The sequence below is a fragment of the Lentzea sp. genome (assembly GCF_036380075.1).
Classification (GTDB): domain Bacteria; phylum Actinomycetota; class Actinomycetes; order Mycobacteriales; family Pseudonocardiaceae; genus Lentzea.
In genome coordinates, this window is the sequence record NZ_DASVFL010000253.1 from 1 (window position 1) to 25,956 (window position 25,956).

Annotated in this window: 23 protein-coding genes; 10 read left to right on the forward strand and 13 right to left on the reverse strand. The window is 70.3% G+C overall.

The annotated features are described in order from the left end of the window. A partial coding sequence (locus tag VF330_RS27565) for a zinc finger domain-containing protein (RefSeq protein WP_330854625.1) occupies positions 1–168 on the forward strand: 168 nt, incomplete at its 5' end. 93 nt (positions 169–261) lie between these two features. Here VF330_RS27565 and VF330_RS27570 read toward each other — a convergent pair. The 5 genes from VF330_RS27570 to VF330_RS27590 all read right to left on the reverse strand — a co-directional run bounded on the left by VF330_RS27570 (position 262) and on the right by VF330_RS27590 (position 5,241). Then, positions 262–1,008 (reverse strand): hypothetical protein, encoded by a 747-nt coding sequence (locus tag VF330_RS27570; RefSeq protein ID WP_330854593.1) that lies wholly within the window; start codon positions 1,006–1,008, stop codon positions 262–264. Positions 1,009–1,065: 57 nt separating this feature from the next. Then, on the reverse strand, positions 1,066–2,277 hold the full coding sequence (locus VF330_RS27575) for a GNAT family N-acetyltransferase (protein WP_330854594.1): 1,212 nt from the start codon (positions 2,275–2,277) through the stop codon (positions 1,066–1,068). A 41-nt stretch (positions 2,278–2,318) separates the two neighbouring features. Then, on the reverse strand, positions 2,319–3,671 hold the full coding sequence (locus VF330_RS27580; RefSeq protein WP_330854595.1) for an aldehyde dehydrogenase family protein: 1,353 nt from the start codon (positions 3,669–3,671) through the stop codon (positions 2,319–2,321). Positions 3,672–3,744: 73 nt separating this feature from the next. Further along, positions 3,745–4,596 (reverse strand): DNA-3-methyladenine glycosylase 2 family protein, encoded by an 852-nt coding sequence (locus tag VF330_RS27585; RefSeq protein ID WP_330854596.1) that lies wholly within the window; start codon positions 4,594–4,596, stop codon positions 3,745–3,747. 36 nt (positions 4,597–4,632) lie between these two features. Beyond that, positions 4,633–5,241 (reverse strand): DsbA family protein, encoded by a 609-nt coding sequence (locus VF330_RS27590; protein WP_330854597.1) that lies wholly within the window; start codon positions 5,239–5,241, stop codon positions 4,633–4,635. Positions 5,242–5,413: 172 nt separating this feature from the next. Here VF330_RS27590 and pepN point away from each other — a divergent pair, with 172 nt between their 5' ends. From pepN to VF330_RS27605, 3 genes are all read left to right on the forward strand, one after another. Beyond that, the gene (pepN, locus tag VF330_RS27595) at positions 5,414–7,975 is read left to right on the forward strand and encodes an aminopeptidase N (RefSeq protein ID WP_330854598.1); all 2,562 of its coding nucleotides are present in this window, start codon (positions 5,414–5,416) and stop codon (positions 7,973–7,975) included. Between the two features lie 73 nt (positions 7,976–8,048). Further along, complete coding sequence (locus tag VF330_RS27600) at positions 8,049–8,522, forward strand: GNAT family N-acetyltransferase (RefSeq protein WP_330854599.1); 474 nt, start codon at positions 8,049–8,051, stop codon at positions 8,520–8,522. Continuing rightward, positions 8,519–9,154, forward strand: a complete 636-nt coding sequence (locus VF330_RS27605; RefSeq protein ID WP_330854600.1) for a GNAT family N-acetyltransferase — start codon at positions 8,519–8,521, stop codon at positions 9,152–9,154. Before VF330_RS27600 ends, VF330_RS27605 begins: the two co-directional genes overlap by 4 nt. 45 nt (positions 9,155–9,199) lie before the next feature. Here VF330_RS27605 and VF330_RS27610 read toward each other — a convergent pair whose 3' ends face one another. Genes VF330_RS27610 through VF330_RS27620 form a run of 3 tightly spaced genes read right to left on the reverse strand, consistent with a single transcriptional unit; the run spans position 9,200 to position 11,122 of the window. Further along, positions 9,200–9,679 (reverse strand): DUF5130 family protein, encoded by a 480-nt coding sequence (locus VF330_RS27610; RefSeq protein WP_330854601.1) that lies wholly within the window; start codon positions 9,677–9,679, stop codon positions 9,200–9,202. Continuing rightward, on the reverse strand, positions 9,666–9,911 hold the full coding sequence (locus tag VF330_RS27615) for a hypothetical protein (protein WP_330854602.1): 246 nt from the start codon (positions 9,909–9,911) through the stop codon (positions 9,666–9,668). The genes VF330_RS27610 and VF330_RS27615 overlap by 14 nt, the downstream gene beginning before the upstream one ends. Before the next feature lie 20 nt (positions 9,912–9,931). Further along, positions 9,932–11,122: an MFS transporter gene (locus tag VF330_RS27620; RefSeq protein ID WP_330854603.1), complete on the reverse strand. Its 1,191-nt coding sequence runs from the start codon at positions 11,120–11,122 to the stop codon at positions 9,932–9,934. Between the two features lie 219 nt (positions 11,123–11,341). On the opposite strand from VF330_RS27620, the gene VF330_RS27625 reads away from it, so the two are divergent. Next, on the forward strand, positions 11,342–11,884 hold the full coding sequence (locus VF330_RS27625; protein WP_330854604.1) for a DUF2345 domain-containing protein: 543 nt from the start codon (positions 11,342–11,344) through the stop codon (positions 11,882–11,884). 20 nt (positions 11,885–11,904) lie between these two features. Here the strand turns inward: VF330_RS27625 and VF330_RS27630 are convergent, their stop codons facing one another. Further along, positions 11,905–12,573: an HNH endonuclease gene (locus VF330_RS27630; protein ID WP_330854605.1), complete on the reverse strand. Its 669-nt coding sequence runs from the start codon at positions 12,571–12,573 to the stop codon at positions 11,905–11,907. 151 nt (positions 12,574–12,724) lie between these two features. Between VF330_RS27630 and VF330_RS27635 the strand changes: the two genes are divergently transcribed. The 4 genes from VF330_RS27635 (at position 12,725) to VF330_RS27650 (ending at position 17,918) form a co-directional block, all read left to right on the forward strand. Continuing rightward, the gene (locus VF330_RS27635) at positions 12,725–14,824 is read left to right on the forward strand and encodes a prolyl oligopeptidase family serine peptidase (RefSeq protein WP_330854606.1); all 2,100 of its coding nucleotides are present in this window, start codon (positions 12,725–12,727) and stop codon (positions 14,822–14,824) included. A gap of 86 nt (positions 14,825–14,910) precedes the next feature. Then, the gene (locus VF330_RS27640; protein ID WP_330854626.1) at positions 14,911–15,744 is read left to right on the forward strand and encodes a mechanosensitive ion channel family protein; all 834 of its coding nucleotides are present in this window, start codon (positions 14,911–14,913) and stop codon (positions 15,742–15,744) included. 140 nt (positions 15,745–15,884) lie between these two features. After that, positions 15,885–16,268, forward strand: coding sequence for a globin (locus VF330_RS27645; RefSeq protein WP_330854607.1), 384 nt, complete (start codon positions 15,885–15,887; stop codon positions 16,266–16,268). A 57-nt stretch (positions 16,269–16,325) separates the two neighbouring features. Continuing rightward, entirely contained in the window at positions 16,326–17,918 is a 1,593-nt protein-coding gene (locus VF330_RS27650; RefSeq protein WP_330854608.1) for a glycoside hydrolase family 13 protein, read from the forward strand. Positions 17,919–17,940: 22 nt separating this feature from the next. Here the strand turns inward: VF330_RS27650 and VF330_RS27655 are convergent, their stop codons facing one another. The 3 genes from VF330_RS27655 to VF330_RS27665 all read right to left on the reverse strand — a co-directional run bounded on the left by VF330_RS27655 (position 17,941) and on the right by VF330_RS27665 (position 20,189). Beyond that, complete coding sequence (locus VF330_RS27655; RefSeq protein ID WP_330854609.1) at positions 17,941–19,062, reverse strand: low temperature requirement protein A; 1,122 nt, start codon at positions 19,060–19,062, stop codon at positions 17,941–17,943. A 76-nt stretch (positions 19,063–19,138) separates the two neighbouring features. Then, a complete protein-coding gene (locus VF330_RS27660; RefSeq protein ID WP_330854610.1) occupies positions 19,139–19,765 on the reverse strand; it encodes a hypothetical protein in 627 nt (208 codons plus the stop codon). Beyond that, complete coding sequence (locus VF330_RS27665; RefSeq protein WP_330854611.1) at positions 19,758–20,189, reverse strand: thioesterase family protein; 432 nt, start codon at positions 20,187–20,189, stop codon at positions 19,758–19,760. The genes VF330_RS27660 and VF330_RS27665 overlap by 8 nt, the downstream gene beginning before the upstream one ends. Positions 20,190–20,282: 93 nt before the next feature. Here VF330_RS27665 and VF330_RS27670 point away from each other — a divergent pair, with 93 nt between their 5' ends. Next, on the forward strand, positions 20,283–20,780 hold the full coding sequence (locus tag VF330_RS27670) for a DUF2975 domain-containing protein (RefSeq protein WP_330854612.1): 498 nt from the start codon (positions 20,283–20,285) through the stop codon (positions 20,778–20,780). Between the two features lie 63 nt (positions 20,781–20,843). Here VF330_RS27670 and VF330_RS27675 read toward each other — a convergent pair whose 3' ends face one another. Further along, the gene (locus VF330_RS27675) at positions 20,844–25,781 is read right to left on the reverse strand and encodes an NAD-glutamate dehydrogenase (RefSeq protein ID WP_330854613.1); all 4,938 of its coding nucleotides are present in this window, start codon (positions 25,779–25,781) and stop codon (positions 20,844–20,846) included. Between the last annotated feature and the right edge of the window lie 175 nt (positions 25,782–25,956).

The window sequence follows — 25,956 nt, forward strand, 5'->3', positions numbered from 1 at the left end:
GAGCACCTGCCGAAGGCGATGGGCCGGGCGCCGCGCACGGACCGGCACGGCGGCGAGGTGTACGTCTACCGCCGTGCCGGACAGCCGTGCTTCCTGTGCGGCACCGAGGTCCTGACCACCGAACTGGCCGGCCGGAACCTCTTCTGGTGCCCCGTCTGCCAGCCCTGAGGGCGACCACAGCGCTGAAGATCGACTCCAGAAAAAGGGTCGGATGACTTTTCGGGTGCGGCCGGAAAGTGCTCAGTTCGTGAGCACTTTCCGCTAGAAGTCGAAACCGCCCATGTCGCCGAAGTCGAACCCGCCGGCGTCGCCCATGTCGGCACCGCCCATGTCGCCGCCGCCGAAGTCGCCCATGTCTCCGCCGAAGTCGCCGGCGCCCATGTCGGCCATGCCGTAGTCGCCGATGCCGTGCATGCCCGAGAACATGGCGTCCATCAGCAGGAACGTGCCCACGCCCCACGCGCCCGCCACGAGCGCGGGCTTCCACCACGGCTCGGAGTACCAGCCACGCGGCACCGGGCGGCCCGCGACCATGCCACCGGGGTAGTAGTACGGCGTGCCCGAACCGGACTGCGGCGACGCGGCGTACTGGTGGCCCTCGACCGTGACCTGGCGGTCCTCGCTGACGGCACCGGCCTGCTTCTGGCCGGCGCTCTCGGGCAGCGCGGGACCGGGGTCCATGCCCATGGCCTCACGGGCCGCACGCACGTAGTGCAGACCCTCCATCGCGGTCTGGGTGACCAGCTGCGCCTGCGGGATCGTGCGGGCCTGTTCCATCTGCGAGCCGGCCGCGGTGAAGCGCTCGGACGCGTCGGCCAGCGCCTGCGTCGACGCGGCGTTGCTGCCCGTGAGGCTCATCACCTGCCCGCCCAGCCGCTCGACCCACCGGCGGGCTTCCGCCTTGGCGTCGTCGAGCTCCCGCGCCTTGCGCGCGTTGCTCTGGCTGACCAGGTAGAACACACCCGCGACCAGCAAAACAAGCACTACAACCCACACGACCGTTCCCACGGCACTACCTCCCACGCCTGGTGAACAGTCAACGAGTGAACGCCTGCCGTAGTTCCGTCAGAACACCTCGGGGCAATGCGGCTCACGCGCATCGAGGAACGCCAACGAGAGAGCGTCGACGTGTCCGGCCGTGTGCTCGACCACGCGGTGTGCGCGCCTGAGCACGGAAAGCCTTGTACCGCCGAGGTATGCGCTGCCCAGAGCGGCGACGTCGACTGACACGTCGGCCGGGTCCTCGGTGCGCGTGACCACCGCCTCGCCGCCCTTCGCGGTGAGGCGCCAGCGCCCGGAGTTCCACGGGCACAGCGGGTCCTCGACCTCCAGCACACTGTCCACATCGGACGAGTAGCGGCGCAGCCGCAGCGCCTTCTCGACGTCGACGACCCGCAGCCACAGCGCGTCGGTCAGCTCCCGCCGCACCTTCCGCGGGTTGTCGACCATGTGCAGGATCGGGTCGTCCGCGGCGGTGAAGAACGAGATGCTGCCCGCCAGGTCGAGGTCCAGCAGGAACCGGTAGAGGTCGGCGTGGGCCTGCTCGGTCTCGCAGACCAGCTCGCGCACGTGCAGCTCGTGCGACGGCCCGCCGTTGTCGCCGCCGTGCTTCACCCGGAAGACGACGTAGCCCTCGGGGTGCAGGCAGTAGCGGTAGGACGTGAGGCCGCCGCGGTCGCGTTCGGCGTCGGAGAGGTGGACGTCCCACGACTTCTCCACACGGCTGAGCCAGCCGGTCCGCGCGCGGCGCACGCGGTCGTGGACCTCGCGCATGAACGGCATCGCCTCGTCGCGCGTGACCTGCCGGATCCGCGCCGGGCTCACGGTCACGCCGGGGTGGAACGGCATCCGCGTCGGCATCTTCAGCATCGACAGGCTCGACGCGTACTCGCCGTACCCGAAGCGCCGGTAGATCGAGCCCTCCGACGCCCACAGGATCGCGAGGGACTCCCCGGCGTCGTGGATGCTGTGCAGCTGCGTCCTCATGAGCAGCGACGCCATGCCGCGGCGCCGGTTGCCGGGTTTGACACCCACCACGGTCACCGCGCCGACGTCGGCCTGGACGCCACCGGGCACGGTGAGCTGACGGGTGAGGACACCGCCGGTGCCGATCATCTCGTCGCCGTCGAACACGGCGTGGGCCCGTTCGAGCTCCAGCACCTTCAGCCAGCGGTGGTCCGCGACGGGTTCGTCGAGGAACGACCACGCGAACACCCGGTGGAAGTCCGGGAGGTCGGACTCGGTGATGGTCCTGATGCTCAGAGCGGAGTCAGCCATGGCAGCAGTGATACGCCGCCACGGCCGCTCCCGCAGCCCAATTACCGCTGGACCGACTTGATCTCGCAGAACTCGTCGAGGCCGAACCGGCCGAACTCGCGGCCGTTGCCCGACTGGCGGTAGCCGCCGAAGGGCGCGCTCGTGTTGAACGCCGCGGCGTTGATGTCGACCTGGCCGGTGCGCAGGCGCTTCGCCACCCGCAGCGCCCGGTCGGTGTCTGCGGAGAACACGCCGCCCGCCAGGCCGTAGATGGTGGAGTTGGCGATGCGCACCGCGTCGTCCTCGCCGGTGTACGGCATGACCGACAGGACCGGTCCGAAGATCTCCTCCTGCGCGATCGTCATCTCGGGCGTGACGTTGCCGAACACCGTCGGCGTGACGTAGAAGCCCTGCGGCAGCGGCGCTTCCGGGCCGCCAGCCGCCAGCGTCGCGCCCTCCTCGACCCCCTTGCGGATGTAGCCGACGACGCGGTCGCGCTGCGCCTTCGACACCGCCGGCCCGATGCGCGTCGACGGCTCGGCCGGATCGGCCGAGGTGTACTTCCCCGCCGCGGCGGCGGCCAGCTCGACGGCCTCGTCGTGGCGGTCGGCCGGGACGAGCAGCCGGGTCCACGCGCTGCACGCCTGGCCGTTGTTCATGAACGAGTTGGCGACCGCGATCTTCACCGCGCGACCGAGGTCGGCGTCGTCGAGCACGATGCACGCCGACTTGCCGCCCAGCTCCAGCGCGACCCGCTTGACCGTCTCGGCCGCCACCGCCGACACGCGGCGCCCGGCCCTGGTGGAGCCGGTGAACGACACCATGTCGACGTCCGGGTGCGCCGCCAGCGCCTCGCCGACGACTGGCCCGGTGCCGTGCACGAGCCCGAACACGCCCTCGGGAACGGCCGTCGCGATGATCTCGGCGAGCAGGTCGGCGGTGCCCGGCGCGAGCTCGCTCGGCTTGAGCACCACGGTGTTGCCCGCGGCGAGCGCAGGGACGACCTTCGCGACCATCTGCTGGAGCGGGAAGTTCCACGGCGTGATGGCGGCGACGACCCCGACCGGTTCGCGGAAGACCAGCGAGTTGCCGATCTCCTCCGGCTCGAAGTAGCCGGCCTCCAGCACGGCGGCCACGCCCTCCGCGATGGAGATCGGGTTCGCCACCTGCACCTTCTGGCTGAAGGTGAGCGGCGTGCCCATCTCGCGGGTCATGGTCCGCGCCAGCTCGTCGGCGCGGTCCTCCAGCCCGTCGATGACGGTGCGGACCGCCTTCGCCCGTTCGTCGACCGAGGTCTGCGACCACGCCGGGAAGGCCGCGACCGCCGCGGCCACGGCCGTGTCGACGTCGGCCGGTGTGCCTTCGGCGAGCGTGCCGACGACTTCCTCGGTGGCGGGGTTGACGACCTCGATCACGAGAGCCCTCCAGACGGCGGTGTGACACTTCTGGCGCTTGTCGGGTCCAGGGTGTCACATCACCGGGCAGGGGTCACGTCCGCGGGCCGGAAGCCGCCAGTGCACCTCCCAGCCGCTGCTCGCGCAGCACCCGCAGGTGCACGGCCGCCCACGTCCGGTACGGCCGCCACGCCTCGGACACCTCGGTCAACGGCCGCCCGTACCGCTCGCGGACCTCGTCGGTGAGCCGGGCCTCGTTGTGCGGCACGGCATCCGGCGCGTTGGCCCCGCGCAGCACCACCAGCTCCGCCGCGAACGGGCCGAGCCCCTTGACCTGCTGCACCGCCAGCACGGCCGCCGCGGGGTTCAACGCCCGCAACGCGACGGCGTCCAGCAGCCCGTCCAGCGCCGCCCGGGCCACCGCGCGCAGGTACTCGGGCTTGCGGCCGGGCAGGTCGAGCTCCAGCGAGAGCAGCTCGGCAGGCGACGGGAACACGCCGTCGACCACCAGAGAAGCCTTCAGCCTGGCCGCCTGCGCCATGCTCACCCGCTGCGACAGCACCGACCACGCCGCCGCCTCGTACGGCGAGTAGAAGCCGCACGGCCGCAGACCGGGGAACGCGGCCTGCGCCTCGGCGACCACCGGGTCGCGCGACGCCACTGCGGGCCAGCCGGAGCCGTCGACGTCCAGGGACAGGAACCGGCACACCTGTGCCGCGGCGAGGTCGAGGTCCCCGTCGCCGGAAAGGGACAACAGAGCTGTGGCGCCGGCCTGGGTCACGGAGACCGAGGCACGACGCCACTCACCTTCGACCAGGAACGTCGAGCGCAGCGCCCCGCCGTCGCGCACAGGCAGCGCGGACGGCGTGAAGCCCTCCCAGAAGGCCCGGGACGTCCCCAGCGACCAGGGACCCTGAACTGCGACTTCGACGTGGTGGTCTGCCATGTCTCACGACGTTAGCGACCACCCCTGACAGAAAACTCAGCTGAAGTCCAGGTCGCCCGTCCTGGTGCGCTTCAGCTCGAAGAAGTGCGGGTAGCCGGCCAGCAGCCGGGCGCCGTCGAAGATCGTGCCCGCCTCCTCGCCCCGCGGGATCTTCGTCAGCACCGGGCCGAAGAACGCGACACCGTCGATGTGGATGGTCGGCGTGCCGACGTCCATGCCGACCGGGTCCATGCCGCGGTGGTGCGACGCCCGCAGCGCCTCGTCGTACTCGGTCGAGCTCGCCGCCTCGGCGAGCTCCGCCGGGAGGCCGGCGTCCTCGAGAGCCAGCGGGATGACCTCGTCGAAGTCCTTCATGCCCTCGTTGTGGATGCGCGTGCCCATCGCCGCGTACAGCTTCGGCAGCACCTCGTTGCCGAACTTCTGCTCCGCCGCGATGGCGACGCGCACCGGACCCCAGCCCTTGGTCATGAGCTCCTTGTACTGCTCGGGCAGGTCGCGGCCCTCGTTCAGCACGGAAAGACTCATGACGTGGAAGCTCAGGTCGATGTCTCGGACCTTCTCCACCTCGAGGATCCACCGGGAGGAGATCCAGGCGAACGGACAAAGAGGGTCGAAGTAGAAATCGACCTTCGCCTTGTCGGCCATGCGTGCCCCTTCAGTCGCGTTCTGTCGCGTCGGGTGCGGTTATCGCCCCATCAGCCCAACCAGATCACCCTGTCATCTCTTCCCGCACGGCGCTTCCGTGATTGGATGCGGGAGTCATAACCATTCCGACGACGTCAGCGCGTAACCAAACGCGTGGCAGACGAGGTGACCAGTGGCCGCGCCCAACCTCACCCGCGACCAGGCTCAGGAACGTGCTGAGCTGCTGGAAGTGGAGTCCTACCGGATCGAGCTGGACCTGACCGACGGCGGCGGGAAGCCGGGTTCGGACACGTTCCGCTCCACCACCACCGTGGTGTTCCGCAGCCGGACTCCGGGTGCTTCCTCGTGGATCGACATCGTGGCGGCGACCGTGCACCGCGCTGTGCTCAACGGCAGCGAGCTCGACGTCTCCTCCTACCGCGAGGAGGACGGCGTCGTGCTGCCGGACCTCGCGGAGACCAACGAGCTCACGATCGAGGCCGACTGCCGGTACATGAACACCGGCGAGGGCCTGCACCGGTTCGTCGACCCGGTCGACGGCGGCGTGTACCTGTACTCGCAGTTCGAGACCGCGGACGCCAAGCGCATGTTCGCGTGCTTCGACCAGCCCGACCTCAAGTCGGTCTACTCGATGAAGGTCACCGCCCCGCACGACTGGAAGGTCATCTCGAACGGCGAGATCACCGCCACCGAGCCCGGCGAAGGCGGCGCGGACGTGCACACGTTCGCCACCACCAAGCCGATGTCGACCTACATCGTCGCCCTGGTCGCCGGTCCGTACGCCGAGTGGCGCGACGAGTTCGTCGAGGGCGACTTCCGCATCCCGCTGGGCATCTACTGCCGCGCCTCGCTCGCCCCGCACATGGACCACGAGCGGCTGTTCACCGAGACCAAGCAGGGCTTCGGGTTCTTCCACAAGGCGTTCGGGGTGCAGTACCCGTTCGGCAAGTACGACCAGTGCTTCGTGCCGGAGTTCAACGCGGGCGCGATGGAGAACGCGGGCTGCGTCACGTTCCTGGAGGACTACGTCTTCCGCAGCCGCGTCACCCGCTACCTCTACGAGCGCCGCGCCGAGACCGTGCTGCACGAGATGGCGCACATGTGGTTCGGCGACCTCGTGACGATGCGCTGGTGGGACGACCTGTGGCTGAACGAGTCGTTCGCCACCTGGGCGTCCGTGCTCGCGCAGGCCGAGGCCACCGAGTACCGCCAGGCCTGGACGACGTTCGCGAAGATCGAGAAGTCGTGGGCCTACCGGCAAGACCAGCTGCCCTCGACGCACCCGGTCGCCGCGGACATCTCCGACGTGCAGGCCGTCGAGGTCAACTTCGACGGCATCACCTACGCCAAGGGCGCCTCCGTCCTGAAGCAGCTCGTCGCGTACGTCGGTCTGGAGAACTTCCTGGCGGGCCTGCGGGTCTACTTCGCCAAGCACGCCTGGGGCAACGCGACGCTCGCGGACCTGCTCGGCGCGCTGGAAGAGGCGTCGGGCCGCGACCTGTCGTGGTGGAGCGCGCAGTGGCTGGAGACCACCGGCCTGAACCTGTTGCGCCCCAAGTTCACCGTGGACGCGGACGGCAGGTTCACCGAGTTCGCCGTGTTGCAGGGCGGTGCCCGTCCGGGTGCCGGTGAGCTGCGCACGCACCGCATCGCGATCGGTGTCTACGACGCCGACGAGAGCGGCAAGCTCGTCCGCACGCACCGCCACGAGCTGGACGTGACCGGCGACCGCACCGAGGTGCCGGAGCTCGTCGGCGTGCACCGCGGCAAGATCGTGCTGGTCAACGACGACGACCTCACGTACTGCACGATGCGCCTCGACCCCGACTCGCTGGCCGCGCTGATCGACCACATCTCCGACGTCGCCGAGCCGCTGCCGCGCACGCTGTGCTGGTCGGCCGCGTGGGAGATGACCCGCGAGGCCGAGCTGAAGGCCCGCGACTTCGTGAACCTCGTCCTCGCCGGCCTGGGTTCCGAGACCGAGGTCGGTGTGGTGCAACGGCTTCTGCTCCAGGCCCAGACCTCGCTGTCGTCCTACGCGGACGACTCGTGGCGCGCGGAGGGCTGGCGCCGGTTCGTGGCGACCGCCCTCGAGCTGGCCCAGTCGGCCGAGCCGGGTTCGGACCACCAGCTCGCGTTCGTGAACGCGCTGACGTCGTCGGTGCTCGACGACTCCACTTTGGACGTCCTGCGCGGCTGGTACGACGGCTCGGCGGTGCTGGAGGGCCTCGACGTCGACACGGACCTGCGCTGGCGCCTGCTGCACGCGCTGGTCGCGCACGGCAAGGCCGACCTGGCGGAGATCACCGCCGAGGAGGAGCGCGACCCGACCTCCACCGGCCACCGCCGTGCCCAGTCGGCCCGCGCCCTGCGGCCGACGACCGCGGCCAAGGACGAGGCGTGGGACCGCGCCGTGAACGACGACGACCTGCCCAACGCGGTCAGCGAGTCGATCATCGCGGGCATCTCGCACCCGAGCCAGAAGGAGCTGCTCGCGCCGTACGTCGAGCGCTACTTCGCCGACGTGAAGGGCGTGTGGGACCGCCGCTCGTCCGAGCGCGCGCAGTCGATGGTCGTGGGCATGTTCCCGGCCTGGTCGATCGCGAAGTCCACTGTGGAGGCCGCTGACGCGTGGCTGGCGGACGAGCACCCGCCCGCGCTGCGCCGGTTGGTGTCCGAGGGCCGTGCGGGCATCGTGCGCGCGTTGGCCGCGCAGGAGTTCGACCGCTCCTGAAATCGTTTGGCGGGTGAGCCCCGTGCCGCTTCGATGGCGGCACGGGGCTTTCCCGTCTGTTGGGGGTGTGTGGGTGTTGGTACGACAGGCCGGCGAACGCGACACGGCGGCGCTGACGACGTTGCGACGGGCATGGTCGGAAGAGGAGGCGGGCGGTCCGCTCGACGACGCTGACTTCGACGAGCGCTTCGCCCAGTGGTGCACCGCGGAAGCGCCACGCCGGACGACGTTCGTAGCCGAGATCGACGGCGAGGCGGTGGGCATGGTGAACCTCGCCCTGTTCGAGCGGATGCCCCGGCCAGGCAGGCCGGCCGGTCGATGGGCATACCTGGGCAACGCGTTCGTGCTCGCCGCCCATCGCGATCGCGGCATCGGCACCACCCTGCTCGACGCGGCCGTCGCGCACGCACGTACCCGCAACTGCGCCCGCGTCGTCCTGTCACCCAGCGAACGCTCGGTGCGGTTCTACCAGCGAGCAGGCTTCAGTCCGGCCACCATGCTCCTGGCCCGCGTCCTCGACGCGTCCGACCCCGAGGGAGAAGCATGATCGACGAACTGGCCGAGCGCTGGCACCGCGGCTGGATCGCCGCCGACGGGCTGACCTCCGAACGCCGTGACGGCCGGCTGGTCGTGCACGTGAACCGGTCGCGCCGGAAGTTCGAGTGGATCGTCACCGGCTCCGACGACGTCGCCGCGGCGGCCGCGGTCGTGGCCGCCACCACCGAACCGAACTGGCTGAGCGTGCTGTCCGACGCGTCGGAGGACGTCACCGCGGCCGTCGAGGCGGCCGGGCTGGTCGTGGCACGGCCGGACGAGACGTTCATGCGGCGCGCGCTGGCCGACCACCCGGTGGCCGCACCGCCGGCGGGCTACGCGGTCGAGGTGACGCGCGGGCCGGTCATCGGTGTGCGGGTGCTGCGGGACGGCGAACAGACCGCGAGCGGGCTGATGGCCGTGGTCGGCGAGGACGCCGTGGCGCACCGGATCGAGACCGCGGAGGCACACCGCCGGCGCGGGCTCGGCAGCGTCGTGATGGGCGCGCTGGCCCGTGAGGCGGTGGACGCCGGGGCGAAGACCGGGCTGCTGTTCTCGTCGGCTGAGGGCGTGCACCTGTACAGCCGGCTCGGCTGGGAGCGGATCTGCGGGCTCGTGGTCTCGCGCAACGACGTCAGCGCGTAGAAAACGCCCCCGGTGCGGCACCGGGGGCGTTCGAAAGCACGTGGGTCAGGACCGCGGTGCGTGGCCCGCCTGGTCGGTGAGCATGCGCAGGCCCGAGATCAGGCCGCCCGCGAGGTCGCCCTCCTTGAAGGACGCCACCATGCTCATCACCGCGAGCTTGGCGCCGCGGTCGGCGAGACGGCGGTGCGACTCCTCGCCGGTCACGATCTCGACGACGCGCTCACCCGGCGACACGGCCACGAGGACGTGGTGCGACGGGCGGTCGGTGGAGCCGTGCAGCTCCTCCGCGCGCTCACGGGAGGACGAGCCGAGCTCGCCCAGGTACACGCTGAAGTCGAGGCCGGTGGTGCGGCTGGACAGCGTCAGCGCCTCGTCCAGCTGCGCGAGCTGGGTCGGCGTGAACGGCAGCTCCGGCGCGTGCGGCTCGTACATCTTCGCCGCGGACACCCGGCCGCTGTTGGTCACGACGGCTCCGAGCGGCAGCGTCGCCGGGTCGACGGCCTCGATCGCCTTACCAGTTGCCACGGGCACCTCCCTTGGCGCTCGAACCCGAGGCAGCGGGCTCGGCGGCGCTGTGGTGGTCCGCGCTCAACCCGGCCGGGTTCGCGCTCCACCACACCGGGGCGTAGCCCCACTCCTGGCCGGGCCGGTACCGGGGAATCCGGGTGGCCTTTGGCCTCACCGTCAGCAGCGTGATCACGCCGTAGATCGCCAGCGGGATCAGCGCGAAGACGAGAACGGTCTCCACGATGGTCACGGCGGGTACGGTAGCCGAACTCAGCCGCGCGCGAGCGGCCGGGCCAGCAAGATCGCGGCGAGTCCCACGATCGAGCCCGCCACGACGTAGACCGTCCCGAGCGACGTCGCCGACGCGAGCGGCCCGGCGAGACCCGCCCCCAGCGGCGCCAGACCCCAGGCGAGCACGCGGTAGGCGCTCGTCACGCGACCCATCATCGGCCCTGGTGTGAGCCGTTGCCGCCGGGTCGCGGACAGCACGTTCCAGCCCGCCGACGCCAGCCCGAACAGCAGGCACGCGAGCAGCGCGACCACCAGCCGGGGTACGAGACCGAACACCGCGAACGCGGTCCCGAGCAACGCCAGGAAACCGACCATCACCCGGCCGGCGCCCCACCGGGACGCGAGCCGCGGTGACAGCCAGGCGCCTAGCAGAGCACCGGCCGCCATGCACACGACGAGCGCCGGAACCACCGGTTCGGCGAGGCCGAGTACCTGGATGGAGTAGAGCGCCAGAACGGCGTTGACCGCCGCCGCGCAGAAAGCTGTGATTGCAACGGCAACTACCAGTGACCGCAGGCCCGGCGTGCGCACCAGGAACCGCGCCCCCTCCAGCAGCTGCCCGCGAAGATCACCGCGGGACCGGCGGGAGGCGACGTCCGGTACCCGGGACACCAGCACCGCGGAGATCACGAACGACGCCGCGTCGAGCGCGAAGCAGGCGGCCGGTTCCCACCAGAACAGCACCGCCGCGGCCAGCGGACCGGCGAGGTCCATGCCGACCGTCTCGATCGCGACGAACCGGCCGTTCGCGGCCTCCAGGTCGCCCGGACCCGCCAGTTCGACGAGCAGCACCTGCGACGCCGAGTCCGCGAACGTCTCGGCGGAGGTCAGCACGAAAGCCGTGGCGCACAAGACGACGACCGTCGCGTGTCCGGTGTGGACCGCCAGCGCGAGCGATCCGGTCACCCCGGCGCGCACCCAGTGGGCCACGACGACCACGGTTCTCGGTCTCCACCGGTCGACCAGGGCGCCCGCCGGCAGCGCGACGAGCAGCCAGGGCAGCGTGAGGGCGACGGCGACAGCGGACACCGCGAGCGGACTGCGGGTGGTGGCGGCCGTGAACAGGGGCAGCGCGACCACGCGCACGCCGTCGCCGACGAGCGACACGGCCCAGGCGGCGGTGAGAGCCCGGAATCCCCGCCCGTGCAGGCCTTTTGCGGTGTGACGCATGTCATGTTCCATCGAAATGGACACTACAGAGCGTGTCCACACCGGCCAGTGAGGGCAATGAGCGCTCTCGTGCGGCGCAGTGGTTACGCCCGGTCAGACCTCACCCGGTCGGAGGCGAACGGGTGCCGGTTTGGGGTCTTGTTCCCGGAACATCCACCTCCTAGCTTTTCACCTATACGGGTCTTGCGCACCCGCCCCGAACGAGTTGGAGGACACAAAATGTTCACGATCACCCGCCCCCAGGCCGTGACCTTCACTCTTCCGAGCTACAAGGACGGTTCGGTGCGTATTACTGCCAGTGACTCCGTCCGGATCACGCGGGACGACTCCGTTCGGATCACGGCCCGCGATTCGGTGCGGATCACGGCGTCCGACTCGGTGCGCATCACCATGGCGGACTCGGTCCGCATCACGGCGAGCGATTCGGTCAGGATCACGATGACCGACTCGGTGCGCATCACGGCGCGTGAGGACTCCGTCCGGATCACCGCGCACGACGACTCGGTCAGGATCACGGCGCGTGAGGACTCCGTGCGCATCACGATGGACGACAGCGTCCGCATCACCGCTGAGGACGACTCGGTCCGCATCACGATGGACGACTCCGTGCGCATCACCGCGCACGACGACTCGGTGCGCATCACCGCGCACGACGACAGCGTCCGCATCACGGCCCGGCGCGACGACAGCGTCCGCATCACGGCGCACGACGACTCCGTGCGCATCACCGCACGTCGGGACGACTTCTCCCTCGCGGCCTGACCCGCCCGCGAAGCGGCAGATCAGGCCGCGGGTTCACCCAGGTACGGCAACCACTGCGGATCAGCCTCGGCCACGCCGGCGAGCAGCCGCCAGTGCGGGCCACGCGGCGCCGCGGGAACGACGCGCAGCCGCCAGCCCAGTTCGGACAGCAGCTTGTCCGCCTTCCGGTGGTTGCACTTCGCACAGCAGGCGACGCAGTTGGTCCAGGTGTGAGGTCCGCCACGCGAGCGCGGCACGACGTGGTCGATCGTCTCGGCCCGCCCGCCGCAGTAGGCGCAGCGGTAACGGTCGCGGTGCATGAGCCCGGCACGGGTCATCGGCACGCGGCCGCGGTAAGGAACGCGCACGTAGGAGCTCAGCCGGATCACGGACGGCACGAGCACCTCGGACTTCGACGAGTGCAGCACCAGCCCTGAGGCGTCCCCGTGCACGACCTCGGCTTTGCCGCACACCACCAGCACGACCGCCCGGCGCAGCGACAAGGCTGTGAGCGGCTCGAACGTGGCGTTCAGCAGTAGGACCTTGCGTCTTCCCCAGGGGAAAACCACCGGCGTCTGACCGGAACCTCCCCCGTCTCGATCCCCATCCGGCACCGCCCTCAGCTCGGGCTGATTCCGGCATGGGGGGACCGTCGGCGCCGGCTCGCCTGACAGCGAGGCGCCGATAGGGGTCGGTTGTCGGTCTGGCACGCGACCACCTCCACCGGGTCAGCCCTAGGAGACCACACTTACCAGGAAAAAATCACGTGTGATAAGTGACGCGTCATGGATGTGTGATCAAACCCGTGGTGAACCCGCGCCCCAACGGGAATGGTTTTCAACAGCCGCTACCCTTGCCAAGGTGACAGAAGCACCTTCCGCACCACTGCCTGCGACGATCACCTACCCGGTCGCCGAGCGCCTGGACCTCGCCGAGCAGCTCCACGGCCACACCGTCGCCGACCCGTACCGCTGGCTCGAGGACACGGCGGACCCCCGCACCGAGGAGTGGTCACGGGCGCAGGACGTGCTCGCCCGCTCCTGGCTGGACGCGATGCCCGGCCGCGAGCGCCTCGACGGCAGGTTGAAGGAGCTGATGCGCACGGGGTCGGTGTCCACGCCGACCTGGCGCGCGGGCAGGGCGTTCTTCACCCGGCGCGGTCCCGAGCAGGACCACCCCGTCGTCGTGGTGCGCGAGACCGACGGCACGGAACGCGTGCTGCTCGACGTCAGCGTCCTCGACCCGTCCGGCAGGACCACCCTGGACAGCTGGTCCCCCAGCCTCGAGGGAACGCGGCTGGCCTACCAGGTGTCCGTCGGCGGCAACGAGCACTCGCTGCTGCACGTCGTCGACGTCGAGACCGGCGAGCTCGTCGAGGGCCCGATCGACCGCTGCCGCTACTCCGCGATCGGCTGGCTGCCCGGCGGCGAGGAGTTCTTCTACGTCCGCCAGCTCGACCCGGCACTGCTGCCCGAGGACGAGAAGCTGTTCCACCGCCGCGTGTGGCGCCACCGCGTCGGCACGAACCCGGACGCGGACGACGTCAACGTGCACGGCGACGGCCAGGCGCACACCTTCTACTACACGCTGACCCTGTCGCACGACGGCCGCTGGCTGGTCGTGAGCGGTGCGCCCAGCACGATGAAGCACGACTCCGTGTGGATCGCGGACCTGCACGGCGACGCCGCGCTCACGCCCGTGATCCTGTCCGACGCCGGCGTGCAGTGCTCGGCGTCGGTCGCCCGTGACGGCAGGCTCTACCTGCACACCAACCACGGCGCGCCCCGGCAGCGCCTCTGCGTCGCCGACCCCGCGAACCCCACCGAGTGGACCGAGCTCATCGCCGAGGAGCCGGACTCGGTGCTCGACGGCGTGCGCTGGCTCAACGGCGACCTCGTGGTGCTGCGGACCCGCCACGCGGTGTCCGAACTGCACCTGCACGACGCCACGACCGGCGCGCACAAGCGCGAGATCCCGCTGCCCGGCACGGGGTCGCTGCACGGCATGTCCGTCGTGGACGCCCACACCGGCCACGACCAGGACACCCTGTGGTTCGGGTGGACGGACTTCGTCACGCCGCAGTCGGTGTACCGGTTCTCCACGTCCACCGGCGAGACCGTGCTGCACGAGGCCGCTCCCGGCCGGGTCGAGCTGCCCGCCGTGACGACGCAGCAGGTCGCCTACGCGTCCAAGGACGGCACGACCGTCCACATGTTCGTGGTCAGCGGCGAGCAGAAGCCCGACCTGCCCCGTCCCGCGCTGCTCACCGGCTACGGCGGCTTCGCGATCGGCCGCGGCCCCGGTTACAGCGCGACCACGCTGGCCTGGGTCGAGGCGGGCGGCGTGTGGGTGCACGTGTCGCTGCGCGGTGGCGACGAGGAGGGCGAGGACTGGCACGTCGCCGGCATGCGCGGCAACAAGCAGAACGTGTTCGACGACTTCCACGCCGCGGCGGAGCGCCTGGTCCGCGACGGCTGGACCACGCCGCAGCAGCTGGCGATCATGGGAGGCTCCAACGGCGGCCTGCTCGTCGGCGCCGCGCTCACCCAGCGCCCCGACCTCTACGCCGCCGTGGTGTGCTCAGCGCCACTGCTCGACATGGTGCGGTACGAGAAGTTCCTGCTCGGACGGCTGTGGGCCGACGAGTACGGCAGCGCAAGCGTTTCCGAGGAGCTGGGCTGGCTGCTCTCCTACTCGCCTTATCACCAAGTGGTAACGGACGTTGAGTACCCTTCCGTGTTGTTCACGGTGTTCGAGTCGGACTCCCGCGTGGATCCCAACCACGCCAGGAAGATGTGCGCTGCCCTGCAGCACGCGTCGGCGAGTGATCCGACCAAGCACCCCGTGCTGATCCGCCGCGAGACCGAGGTGGGTCACGCGGGCCGGTCCGTCAGCCGGACGGTGTCTCTCGCCGTGGACCAGCTGACGTTTCTAGCGAATGCCACCGGCATGGAGTTGTAGGAGGGCACGACCACGTGACGAGTCCCGTGGATGACGTCGCCAACAAAACCGCGCAGGCGGTGGGCTTCTTCGAGAAGTACGGCCCGATGATCCTCGCGGGCGCGATCAAGATCGTCGTGATCCTGATCGCCGCCTTCGTGCTGCGGGCCGTACTCCGCAAGATCATCGACCGCATCACCATCCCCGGCAAGGAAGGCAAGAAGCCGGGACTGCTCAAACCGCTGCGGGAACGCGCTCCGCAGGCGCTCGGGAACCTCATCTCCGAACGCCGCGAGCAGCGCGCCCGCACGATCGGCTCGGTGCTGAAGTCGATCGTCACGATCCTGATCTTCGGAATCGCGTTCCTGGAGATCATGATCGTGGTCGGGCTGGACATCACGCCCGTGCTGACCTCGGCGGGCATCCTGGGCGTCGCGATCGGCTTCGGCGCCCAGAACCTGGTGAAGGACTTCCTGTCCGGCATGTTCATGCTGCTGGAGGACCAGTACGGCGTGGGCGACGTCGTGGACCTGGGCCCGTCGATCACCGGCACCGTCGAGGCGGTCGCCCTGCGCACCACCACGATCCGCGACACCGGCGGCACCGTCTGGTACGTGCGCAACGGCGAGATCCTGCGCGTCGGCAACTCGTCGCAGGGCTTCGCGGTCGCGGTCGTCGACCTGCCGCTGAGCTACGGCGCGAACCTCGCCGAGGCGACCGGGGTGCTGGAGCGCCGGGCCGCCCAGGTGGCCGAGAAGGAACCGCTGAAGTCGGACATCACGGCCAAGCCCGACGTGCTGGGCGTGGAGAAGTTCACGCCGGAGGGCATCACCCTGCGGGTCACCGTGAAGACGCGACCCGGCCGCCAATGGGCGGTGCAGCGCAACCTCCGCGCGCAGCTCATGCCCGCGCTGGAAGAGGCCGGGTTCACCGCGAAGTAGTTTCAAACCAGGCTGCCGGGTGAGTTGGAACACCTATTCGAGTCCACGATCACCCGGCGTCCTGGCCACCCCGCCGCTTATGGCGAACCCAACAACGGGGTCGCCTGCACGCCGCGACTCGCGTGAGTCAGGATGGACGTGTGGGAAACCCCGTGAGCTTCTTCGAACAGGTCGGTGGCGAGGAGACGTTCCACCGCGTCGTCGCGCGCTTCTACCAAGAGGTGAAGTCCGACGAGGTCCTCCGCCCCCTGTACCCGGAAGAGGACCTCGGACCTGCGGAGGAGCGGCTGCGGCTGTTCCTGGTGCAGTACTGGGGCGGTCCCCACACCTACTCGGACAACCGGGGCCACCCGAGGCTGCGGATGCGGCACGTGCCGTTCAAGATCGGTCCGATCGAGCGTGACGCGTGGCTGCGCTGCATGAGGATCGCCGTCGACGAAGCCGGTCTGGACGAGGCCCACCGCAAGCAGCTCTGGGACTACATGGAGATGGCCGCGAACAGCTTGATGAACAGCTGGTCCTGACCGCCCATCACCCGTTCGGGTCCTTTGGCAGCGAGACGAATGGCAGGATGACCCCTCGTGCGACGATCCTCCGACCTCACCCCTGAGATCGCCGAAGAGGCCGCCTGGTGGCGTGACTCAGTCTTCTACCAGGTGTACGTGCGCTCCTTCGCCGACTCCAACGGCGACGGAGTCGGCGACCTCGACGGCATCAGGTCCCGCCTCGGCTACCTGGAGCTGCTCGGGGTCGACGCCCTCTGGCTCACCCCGTTCTACCGCTCGCCGATGGCCGACCACGGCTACGACGTGGCCGACCCGCGCGACGTCGACCCGATGTTCGGCGACCTGGCCGCGTTCGACCGGCTGGTGGCGGACGCGCACGAGCACAACATCCGGGTGACCGTCGACCTGGTCCCGAACCACACGAGCGACCTGCACGAGTGGTTCCAGGAGGCGCTGCAGGCCGGCCCCGGCAGCATGGAGCGGTCCCGCTACATCTTCCGCGAGGGCCGCGGCTTCGACGGCTCGCAGCCGCCGAACAACTGGGTGTCCGTCTTCGGCGGCCCCGCCTGGACCCGCGTGCCCGACGGCCAGTGGTACCTGCACCTGTTCGCGCCCGAGCAGCCCGACCTCAACTGGGAGCACCCGGAGGTCCGCGCCGACCTGGAGCACACGCTGCGGTTCTGGCTGGACCGCGGCGTCGACGGCTTCCGCATCGACGTGGCGCACGGCATGGCCAAGCCCGAGGGCCTGCCGGACATGGAGATCCGCACGCAGGTCCCCGGCGTGCTGTCCGACGATGTGCACGACCCGCGGTTCGACAACGACGGCGTGCACGAGATCCACCGCATGATCCGCAAGGTCATGGACGGCTACCCCGGCACCATGGCCGTCGGCGAGATCTGGGTGAAGGACGACGAGCGCTTCGCCGCCTACGTCCGCCCCGACGAGCTGCACCTGGGCTTCAACTTCCGGCTGGTCGAGGCGGGCTTCGACGCCGACGCCGTCCGTTCGGCGATCGAGCACTCCCTCGGCGCCGTGGCGCTGTCCGGCACCCCCGCCGCGTGGACGCTGTCCAACCACGACGTGGTGCGGCACGTGACCCGCTACGGCGGCGGCGCGCTGGGCGAGCAGCGGGCGCGCGCGATGGCGTTGGTCGAGCTGGCCCTGCCCGGCGTGGTCTACCTCTACAACGGCGAGGAGCTCGGCCTGCCGAACGTGGAGCTGCCCGACTGGGCGCTGCAGGACCCGACGTGGGAGCGGTCCGGCCACACCGAGCGCGGCCGCGACGGCTGCCGCGTGCCGATCCCGTGGGAGGGCACCTCGCCCCCGTTCGGCTTCTCGACGTCGGGCACCACCTGGCTGCCGCAGCCCAACGAGTGGGACCACCTGACGGCCGAGGCGCAGCTGGAGGACCCGGGCTCGATGCTCTCGCTGTACCGCGAGGCGCTCGAGCACCGGAAGTCCAACGCGTCGTTCGCCGGCACCGAGCTGGAGTGGTACGGCGCCCCGGCGGGCTGCTTCGCGTTCCGGCGCAAGGGCGGCGGGCTGATCTGCGCGCTCAACACGTCCGGTGCGTCCGTGCCGCTGCCGCCCGGCCAGGTGCTGCTGTCGTCCGGTCCGATGGACGGCGACCAGCTGCCGCCCGACACGGCCGTCTGGCTGGTCTGACGCGTCGCTGCGGGCGTGCCCGTCACGCCCGCAGCTTCTGCTCCGCCACCAGCAGCACGCCGAACACCAGCACCAGCGCAGCGACCTGCGCGATCGCGAGCCATAACCCGATCGGCACGGTCGCCAGCGCCGCGACGGCCGCGATGACCCGGTAGGTGTTGCTCCCGATCTTCAGGCGGTAGCGGAAGTAGATCTCGCCGACCAGGAAGATCGCCGCCCCGCCGCCCAGCGCCAGCGCGCCGCTCAGGTACAGGTGCTCGGTGGCGTGGCCGATGGTCTTCTTCACGCCGACGGCCACGACGACGACGCCCAGCAGGATCGGCGCGTGCGCCCAGCCGAACGCGGAGAGGGCCGCACTGGCCCGTTCCGGCACGGACATGGCGGCGAGGCTGTGCTCGGCACGCAGGTCCTGCTCCTGGCCGAAGTAGCACCACCAGAGCGCGTAGACGAGCGCCAGGCCCAGCAGCGCGGCGACGACGAGCTGCAGGCTCAACGGCAGGCCCGCGGCGCCGATGCCGATCGCGATGATCGACTCGCCGAGCGCCACGATGACCACGAGCCCGTGCCGTTCGACGAAGTGCGCCGACCGGATCCGGAACTCGCCGTGCCGCCGGTTCACGTACGGCGAGACGACCATGAGCACCACGGCCGCCGTCCAGGCGACCGCCCGTGCCACCGGCGGCAGGAACCCGCCGGCGAACACCAGGCCCGCCGAGCCGAGGTTGAACGGCGCCAGCCGCGCCATCGCCGCCGCGGAACCCGGTCCGCCCGCGGAGATGAACAGCCCGGAGTGCACCAGGTTCACGATCAGGTAGCCGATGCCGAACGCGATCCCGGCGGCGCCGAAGGCGTTGGGGATCGCGAGCGCGATGACGAGGAACCCGCCCATGCCGGCCATGAGCAGCAACCGCCGCCCCGTGGTCGTCGGCGGGACGGCGTTGGTGAGCCAGACGTACCCGAAGTACATCCACAGGATCACGAACAGCATGATCACGACCTGCGCGAACCCGAGCGGCGACGTGTCGTCGGCCAGCGTGCGGGTCAGCTGCGTGATGGTGAAGACGAAGACCAGGTCGAAGAAGAGCTCCAGCGTCGAGACGCGGTACTCGGTCTCTTCACGCACCTCGTGCGTTTCGGCGGACACGCGCGACATGGTGCCACGCGCATCCGCCTGTGGCGCAGGGTTTTCCCGTACAGCGAACCTGCACCTAACTCCAGGTTCAGACGATCAGCGGCAGCATCGAGTGCCGGCGGCGCACCACCGCGCCGAACTTCGCGTCGATCCGCAGCCACGAGTCGGTCGCCGTGACGCGCACGTCGCCGCCCTCGCCCAGGAAACCCATGCCCGACAACGCGAAGAGGCACCGCAGCGGGATCTTCACGTCTAACCCGGACCCGGTGACGGTCAGCACCGTCTGGTCGAGCAGCGACGCCGGCGGCGTGCCCTGCGGGCCGGTGTTCTCCCGCGCGACCTCGACACCCTCGTCCGCGATGTCCGACACGACCTCGACGGGCAGGTGGTCGACGAGCAGCCAGCCCTCGGCGGGAGGCAGCGCCGACCGCCACATCAGGTCCTTGGCGGGACCGGGGTCGATCCGTTCGTCCCGCATGACCGCGAGGCCGGTCAGCAGCTCGGACCCGGCCACCGTCACGTCGGCGGGATTCGCCTGTCCCGCAACGGTTCGCGTGGCGAGCGTGTCGAACGGCGTGGCGACCCACGCGTCCAGCAGCCGCTCGTCGCGGTTGCGCAGCCGCACGACGGTCTGCGCGTCCAGCCGCACCGCGCGGGCCGCGAACGCCCCCAGGTCGTCCCGCTCGGCCGCGTCGGCCAGCACCAGCTCAGGCACCACTACCCCCTGCCCGCCACCCGGCGAGAAAATCGCGCTCCGCGTCGGTCAGCCGCCGCGGTCGTGCCGTCGTCACGTTGTACGGCGCCATCAACGTCTCCGCCCGCGTGACCACGGGGCTGTCCTGCTCGCGGCCGACGCGCACCGCGTAGTCGAGCGTGAACGACGCGGACTTGAGCTCCCGCACCGACATCTCGACCACCACGTCGTCACCGGTGAACACGATCGGCGCGAGGTAGTCGACGACGAGCCTCGCCACGACCATGCCCTCGGCCATCTCCTTCACCCCGTGGCGGGCGGCCTCGGTGAAGAGCAGCTCGATGCGGGCCTCTTCCAGCAACGTCACCGTGTTCGCGTGGTTGACGTGGCCGAACGCATCCATGTCCGACCACCGCGGCCGCACATTAGTGACGAAGACACCCATGCACGGACCCTACCGCTCACGACCGCGCGAACCTTCACAGGACCTCCACACGGGACTATTGAAAGTCGATAGGCAGCTCTCGATACTCGATGCATGTCACGAGCACTGGTGATCTTCCTGCAGTCCCTGCTCGCCTTCGCGGTCCTCTGCGGGCTGTTCGCGCAGGTCGTGGTCATCCCGACGACGGCGGCGGACGAGGCGGAGCTGTTCCCGCCCTACGAGTCCGTGCGGGTCCCGTTCGTCGTGCTGGCGATCGTCTTCGTCCTCTGCCTCCAGGTCCTGGCGGTGGCGCTGGGGGCGATGCTGCAGAAGGCCGGCAGCGACGCGGTCTTCGAGCCCGGCGCGGTCACGTGGACCAACGTCGCCATCGGGGCCATCGCCTCCGGCGGCGTGGTGCTCGCCGTGCTGTTCCTCTACATCACGTTCGGCGACATCCCCTCGCCCACCGACGGCATGGAGGTCCTGGGCCTGTGGATGGGGGCGGCGGCGGGCACGGTCGCCGCGGCCGGGGTGGCGCTGCTGGTCGTCGTCGGACGTCACTGGCTGCGCCGGGCGATCGCACAGCGCGTGGAACTCGAGCAGATCGTCTGACGTTGGAAGGACAACGGGGCGCCGCGGAGGGGATTCCGCGGCGCCCCGTTCTGCGTCGTGTCGCTAGCGCACCATGCTCCGCACCTGACGCGCGGCGACGGAGAGGGTCGCGAGGTCCAGCTGGTGGACCCGGTTGATCTCCTCCAGCGCACCGCGCGAGCGGGCCAGGCGGGACGCGTTGGCCTGCTCCCACTTGCCGATCTTCTCGGTCGCCGTGTCGTCCTCGTCGCTCGCCCGCAGGACGTCGACGGAGATGGCCCGCAGCGACGAGTAGAAGTCGTCGCGCAGGGCCAGCCGCGCCAGCGCGTGCCAGCGGTTGCCGCGTTCCAGGCTCGTCACCGAGTCCAGCATGTGGTCGATGTCGAGGTGGTCGGACAGCGCGAAGTACAGCTCGGCCGTCTCGCGGTGCGTCCGCTCGGGACCCGCGCCGCCGGTCGGGCCGAACTCCCGCTCGGCCAGCTCGGCGATCTCGGTGACGTCGAGCAGGCCGTACATGTAGAGCAGCGCCGCGACCTTGCGCGCCAGCTCCGCGGGGACGCCCTGTTCGACGTACCGGTCCGCCTTGCCCGCGACCACGGCCAGTTCCTTGCCCTGCAACAGGTCGAAGGCGTACGGGCTGAGCTCCTCGACCACGCCGCGGAAGCGGTTGATCGTGGACCCCACCGCGAGCGGCTGCGGGCGGTTCGACAGCAGCCAGCGGGACGCGCGGTCGAGCAGGCGGCGGGTCTCCAGGACCATGTTGTCCTGGACCTCCGTCGGCACGACGTTGTCCAGCGCCTCGATCTCCCGCCAGATCGACGGCAGGTCGAAGACCTGGGTGACCACGGCGTACGCGCGGACCGCGTCGGTGGCCGACGCGCTCATCTCCTCGGCCAGCCGGAACGCGAAGGAGATGCCGCCGCCGTCGACGACCTCGTTCACCACGACGGTCGTGATGATCTGCCGCGCCAGCGGGTGGTTCGGGATGGCTGCGCCGAAGCGTTCGCGCAGCAGGCTCGGGAAGTAGTCCGGGAGCTTGCGGGTGAACGTGTCGATCGTCGGGATGTCGCTCGCGAGCAGCTCTTCCTTCAGCGTGAGCTTGGTGAACGCGAGCAGCGTGGCGAGCTCCGGCGAGGTGAGGCCCTCGCCGGCCTTCTCCAGCGCCTTGAACTCCGCCGCGCTCGGCATGGCCTCCAGCTTGCGGTTGAGCGCCCCGCGCGCCTCCAGGTCGGCCGTGAGGCGCGCGTGCACCGAGAGCATCGGAGCGGCGTGCGCCCGGCTGACGCCGAGGACGTTGTTCTGCGAGTAGTTGTCCGCCAGCACGAGCTCGCCGACCTCGTCGGTCATCTCGGCGAGGACCTCGTTGCGCTGCTGCTGCTCCACCGAGCCCTCGCGGACCAGGTGGTCCAGCAGGATCTTGATGTTGACCTCGTGGTCGGAGCAGTCGACACCGGCGGAGTTGTCGAGCGCGTCGGTGTTGACCTTGCCGCCGGCGCGCGCGAACTCGATGCGGCCGCGCTGGGTCAGGCCCAGGTTGCCGCCCTCGCCGACGACCTTGACGCGCAGCTCGGCGCCGTCGACGCGGATCGAGTCGTTGGCCTTGTCACCGACGTCGGCGTGCGACTCGGTCGACGCCTTGACGTAGGTGCCGATGCCGCCGTTCCAGAGCAGGTCGACCGGCGCGAGCAGGATCGCCTTCTTGAGCTCCTGCGGCGACAGCTTGACCACGCCCTCCGGCAGCCCCAGCGCGACGCGGGCCTGCTCGGAGACGGGGATCGACTTCGCCGAGAGCGGGAAGATGCCGCCGCCCTCGCTGATCAGCGAGCGGTCGTAGTCGTCCCACGACGAACGCGGGACGTTGAACAGCCGCACGCGCTCGGCGAACGAGCTCGCCGCCACCGGGCTCGGGTCGATGAAGATGTGCCGGTGGTCGAACGCGGCCACGAGCCGGATGTGCTCGGACAGCATCATGCCGTTGCCGAACACGTCACCGGACATGTCGCCGATGCCGACGACGGTGAACTCCTCGGTCTGCGTGTCCACGCCGAGCTCGCGGAACGAGCGCTTCACGCTCTCCCACGCGCCCTTGGCCGTGATGCCCATGGCCTTGTGGTCGTAGCCGATCGAGCCACCGGAGGCGAACGCGTCACCCAGCCAGAAGCCGTAGCTCTGGCTCACGCCGTTGGCGATGTCGGAGAACGTCGCGGTGCCCTTGTCCGCGGCGACGACCAGGTAGGTGTCGTCGGCGTCGTAGCGCACGACCTGCGGGGCGGGCACGACCTCGTTGTTGATCAGGTTGTCGGTGAGGTCGAGCAGGCCGGAGATGAACATCTTGTAGCAGGCGATGCCCTCGGACATGTTGTTCTCGCGGTCGATGCCGGGGTCGCCGGTGGGGGCGATCGGCTTCTTGACGACGAAGCCGCCCTTCGCGCCGACCGGCACGATCACCGCGTTCTTCACGGCCTGCGCCTTGACCAGGCCCAGCACCTCCGTGCGGAAGTCCTCGCGGCGGTCGGACCAGCGCAGGCCACCGCGCGCGACGCTGCCGAAGCGCAGGTGCACGCCCTCGACCCGCGGCGAGTACACGAAGATCTCGAACTTCGGCCGCGGCGCCGGCAGGTCCGGGACGGCCTGCGGGTCGAGCTTGACCGACAGGTACGGCCGGCCGTTGCCGTCGGCGTCGCGGAAGAAGTAGTTCGTCCGCAGCGTGGCGTTGATCAGCGAGAGCAGGCTGCGCAGGATGCGGTCCGCGTCGAGGCTCGTGACGTCGTCGATCAGCTTGCCGATCTCGACGACCATCGTCTCGGTGCGGTCGGTCCGCGTGGCGTCGTCCAAGCGCGGGTCGAACCGGGCCTCGAACAGCGCCACCAGCGCGATCGCCACGCTCGTGTGGCCGAGCACCGCGTCCTCGATGTAGTCCTGCGAGTACGGCGTGCCCGCCTGCCGCAGGTACTTCGCGTACGCGCGCAGCATCGCGGCCTGCTGCCAGGTGAGCCCGGCCTGCAGCACCAGCGAGTTGAACCGGTCGACCTCGGCCTCACCGCGCCAGACGGCGGCGAACGCGTCCTGGAACCGCACCCGCACGTTGTCGAGGTCGGCCTCGGACAGCTGGGCGAGGGCGGCCTTGTCGATGCGCAGGCCGAAGTCGTAGATCCAGCACTGCACGCCGTCCTCGCGCGCGATCTCGTACGGCCGCTCGTCGACCACGATCACGCCCATGCGCTGCAGCATCGGCAGCACGTCGGACAGCGTGATGCCCGCGCCGGTCACGAAGATCTTGAACCGGCGCTCGCCCGGCTCGGCGTCCTCCGGCACGTAGAAGACCATGTCGAGGTCGCCCTCGGCGAGCTTCTCGATGCGCCGGTAGTCCTCCAGGCCCGTGGCGGCCGCGAAGTCCTCCTTGTAGGCCTCCGGGAACACCGCGGCGAACCGCTGGCCCTGCTCGGTGGCCGACTCGGCGCCCGGGTCGTCGCCCCCGACGGCCTCGACCATGCGGTCGTCCCAGCTGCGGACGGCCTCGGCGAGCTTCGCCTGGATCGCGTGGACGTCCGGCTCCAGCGTGCGCGCCGGGTCCGTGTGGACCGTGAAGTGCACGCGGGCCAGCGCGGACTCGCCGATGCGCGCGCTGTACTCGAGGTTGAGGCCGCCGAGCTCGGCGAGCAGCACCTCCTGCATCGCGAGGCGGCTCGTCGTCGTGTAGCGGTCGCGCGGCAGGTAGACCAGGCACGAGAAGAAGCGGCCGTACGGGTCGCGGCGCAGGAACAGCCGCAGCCGCCGCCGTTCCGCGAGCGCGATGACGCCCGTCGTCGTCTGGTAGAGCGTCTCCGCGTCCACCGAGAACAGCTCGGTGCGCGGGTAGTTCTGGATCACCTCGAGCATCCGCTGGCCCGAGTAGGACTGCAGCGGGAAGCCGGCGCGGTGGATGACCTCGCGCACGCGGCGCTCGATCACCGGGATGTCGAGCACGTCCTCGTGCAGCGCCGTGGTGCTGAAGATGCCGAGGAAGCGGTGCTCGCCGGAGACGCCGCCCTCGCCGTCGAACGTCTTCACGCCCACGTAGAAGGGGTAGACGCTGCGGTGCACGCTGCTCTGCGCGCTCGCCTGGGTCAGCACGAGCAGCTCGGTGCTGAGCGCCTGGGCGCCGTTGTCCGGCCCGGCGGTGAGGCTGCGGGCGGCGAGGCTGTCCTGGCGCAGCACGCCGAGGCCGCTCGCGAGCACGGCCCGCAGCGCGGGTTCGCCGTCCTCGCGGACCAGCTCGTACTGCCGGTAGCCCATGAACGTGAAGTGCCCGTCCGCGAGCCACTGCAGCAGCTTCGCGCCGTCCGTGGTGGCCTCGGACGAGTCCTTCTCGAGCTCGTCGGCCAGCTGCAGCGCCGTGGCGACCATGCGGTCGGTGTCCTCGACGACCTCGCGGACGTCGTTCAGCACCGCCAGCAGCCGGGTCTCGAGCTCGCGGGCCCGATCGGGGTCGGTGATGTGGTCGACCTCGATGTTCATCCACGACTCGGCCAGCGCGTCGGCGGGCGGGTCGGCGGGGTCGGCGGTCGGCAGCACCTCGGTGCGCTCGCCGGTCACCGGGTCGCGGCGCACGACGACGATCGGGTGCACGACGCGCTGGACCTGCACGCCACCGCGGGTGAGCTCGGACGCGACCGAGTCCACGAGGTAGGGCATGTCGTCCGTCACGACCTGCACGACGGTGACAGGGCACTGCCACCCGTCGGCGCTGCGCGTCGGGTTCAGGATGCGCACCGCGGCGCGTCCGGGGACGCGGCTCTCGGCGAGCTGGTAGTTCGACCGCACCGCTCCGACCAGGTCCACCGGGTCGTCGTCGTTGACTTCCTCGGCGGGCACGTGGCGGTAGAAGAGGCGGATCAGGTCAGCGAGTTCCGGTGCATTGGCGGCGGCCCGTTCGATCAGCTCGTCACGGACCTGCTCAGGACTGGCCGTTCGACTGCCGTCGGCCGCGGTGGGTACCGCGGGGACGTCGTCGGTTCGGGTCGGGGCTCCAGTCGAGGTCATCTTCAGGCGACTCCACGCTATCCGGCACCTCTGTGTGCCGGGTCCGCCCCCACCCTAGATGGGATGGCGGCCGTCACCGGACACGGGAGGGGCACTGACGGACCACTGAATCGAGGGCTGAATCGAGTCACTTCATCAGTGGCGGCAACAGGTTCCGCATCGTGGACGCGGCCGG